This is a genomic window from Helicobacter ibis (assembly GCF_027859255.1).
In the GTDB taxonomy this organism is placed as follows: Bacteria; Campylobacterota; Campylobacteria; order Campylobacterales; family Helicobacteraceae; genus Helicobacter_D; species Helicobacter_D ibis.
Genome location: NZ_JAQHXR010000024.1, coordinates 1 through 247 on the forward strand (window position 1 = coordinate 1; position 247 = coordinate 247).

Consider the following 247-nt stretch of genomic DNA (forward strand, 5'->3'; position numbering starts at 1 on the left):
GTATTTACCTGTGGTAGACTTGATCCCCATTTCCCCTGAATTAACTATTGCAAAAGGCTTAAAAAGCGCAAAAACTAAAATAATCGCAATCGCACTATAAATTAATGGAGAAAATTTTCCAAAACCTTTGAAGTTAAATTCAGGAGCTTTGAAATTTAAATTTTGCTTATTGTTGTTTTGATTGTTTTTTTTGTTAAAATAATCATTCAAATCAGCTGGCATTTAGTTCCTTTGTTAAATATAAGTT

The 247-nt window shown here is 28.7% G+C and carries 1 pseudogene; it reads right to left on the reverse strand.

Going from position 1 to position 247, the window contains the following annotated elements:
• Positions 1-222, reverse strand: a pseudogene (locus PF021_RS08575) (prohibitin family protein); the annotation flags it as partial.
• Between the last annotated feature and the right edge of the window lie 25 nt (positions 223-247).